This window comes from Prevotella sp. CAG:255, from assembly GCF_000431195.1.
GTDB classification, from domain to species: Bacteria; Bacteroidota; Bacteroidia; order Bacteroidales; family Bacteroidaceae; genus Prevotella; species Prevotella rara.
On sequence record NZ_HF986853.1, the window covers coordinates 1 to 1,890 of the forward strand.

The window sequence follows — 1,890 nt, forward strand, 5'->3', positions numbered from 1 at the left end:
ATATTTTCTTTCCCCACTATTTATCGGGTGAGCCCATAGCGTTATCAATTTTGTGTATTCATGCTTTCAGTCCGCCTTTTTTGTTTCTATTGGCAGCTTTTTGTTCGCTTTTTCATGACATAGTCAGCCATGCCTGCAAAATCCAACAATTACTCCAGATGGGAGCCATGCACATTTGGAGAATCCACCAGTAACCACCAATTACTCCAGATGGGTAAAACCATAGGAAAACATATCTAACGTAATCTGCCAAATAGCACTGATTTATAGTTAATTATGAATAGAGGCCGTTTTTTGATTGGATAGTTATATTTGCCTAATTTGGGATATAAAAGCACGCTTTTTGTCCCGTTTTTGTCCCGCCGTGAATTATCTTTGTTGCGCTTGCAAGTGACTGATATACAATATAGTAACAAATCCAAGAATCGGATAGCACAGAAAAGAAAATGGGACGAAAGAAGAAAGAAATCAAAATCAAGGAGCCTGTCCGCATACGAGAAAAGAGGCTCAACGATGGCAATGTAAGCCTGTATCTCGACATGTACTATCGTGGCGCAAGGAAGAAAGAGGGTCTGAAACTCTACCTCGTGCCTGAAACGGATGCCGCCGCCAAGTTGCAGAACAGGAACACGCGCAAGCTGGCCGAGCAAATCAAGGCGCAACGCATCCTCGACATTCAGGAAAAGGGTCTTGTGAACTGGGAGGACGTGAAAAAGGCACGGATGACGCTCAGCGCATGGGTGGCGAAGTACACCGCCGAGGAAAATGGGCTAAGTCCGGCCAGCATGAGGTCGAAGCGGAACGCACAGGCAAGGGTGGAAGAATACCTATTATATATAGGCAAGCCGACCCTCGCCCTAAAAGAGGTTGACAAGGATTTCTGCAAGGGCTTCATCGCCTTTCTGAAAACCTGCACGTTCAACCAAGGCAAAAAGACGTTGAGCAGTACGACCTGCCGCATCTTTATGAACCGCCTTGCCGCTGCGCTGAACAAGGCCGTAAGCGAGGGAATGTTAGACCGCAATCCTTTCAAACTGTTGGAAACAAAGGAGAAGCCGCAGAAGCTGAGCGCCATGCGTGAGTTCCTGACCATTGAGGAACTTCGTCAACTGATGGCCACGCCGTGCCGCTACGACATTGTGAAAAAGGCATTTCTGTTTTCCTGTTTCACCGGGTTACGGTACAGCGACATGATGACCTTGAAATGGAGCGAGATACACACGGCGGCGGACGGGAAGACGCTCTACATCGAGCATCAGCAGGTGAAAACCAAGAACACGGTGACGATACCGCTCTCCAATGAAGCCTTGAAATGGATGCCCCGAAAGTCAAAGGATGACGACCGGGTTTTCCATCAGTTGCGCATCACCTCTACCACGGTGGAAGTAGTGTTGGGCGAATGGATGCAGGAGGCCGGAATACAGAAGCACATCACCTACCATTGTAGCAGGCATACGGCGGCGACCCTGTTGCTGACCCTCGGCGCAGACCTCTACACGGTGAGCAAGATACTCGGACACCGAAGCATCCGCATGACCGAAGTCTATGCCAAGATAGTGGATAAGAAGAAAATCGAGACTATGAACCTCGTGAACAATATGTTTGTATAACAAAAATCGAAAGGAAGAATTTTATGAAAGAGGAAATCAAAGTGAGAATGTTGACTGCCGGAAACCGCAGCCTGTATCTGGAATACTACGAAACGGGCTTCCGCAAAAGAGAAAACCTGCACCTGTACCTTGTACCCGATGATGCGCCCAATGCAAGGAAACTCAACGAGCAGACCTACCGAAAGGCGCAGGAGATACAGGCGCAGCGCATCCTTACCCCTCCGTCATTCGAGAAGAAGCAAAAGACGGAAGAAAACGAAGCGGCCAAGACCATGACCTG

General features: G+C 48.3%; 2 protein-coding genes and 1 pseudogene. All 3 read left to right on the plus strand.

All coding sequences use genetic code 11. The annotated features are described in order from the left end of the window. Positions 1-194 (plus strand): hypothetical protein (locus tag QVO66_RS11610; protein WP_288172853.1); only part of this gene is annotated, 194 nt, incomplete at its 5' end. Positions 195-446: 252 nt separating this feature from the next. Next, positions 447-1,610 carry a site-specific integrase gene (locus QVO66_RS11615; protein WP_007482721.1) on the plus strand — a complete coding sequence of 388 codons (1,164 nt, stop codon included), beginning with the start codon at positions 447-449 and terminating at the stop codon, positions 1,608-1,610. Between the two features lie 23 nt (positions 1,611-1,633). Continuing rightward, positions 1,634-1,890: pseudogene (locus QVO66_RS11620) on the plus strand (site-specific integrase); the annotation flags it as partial.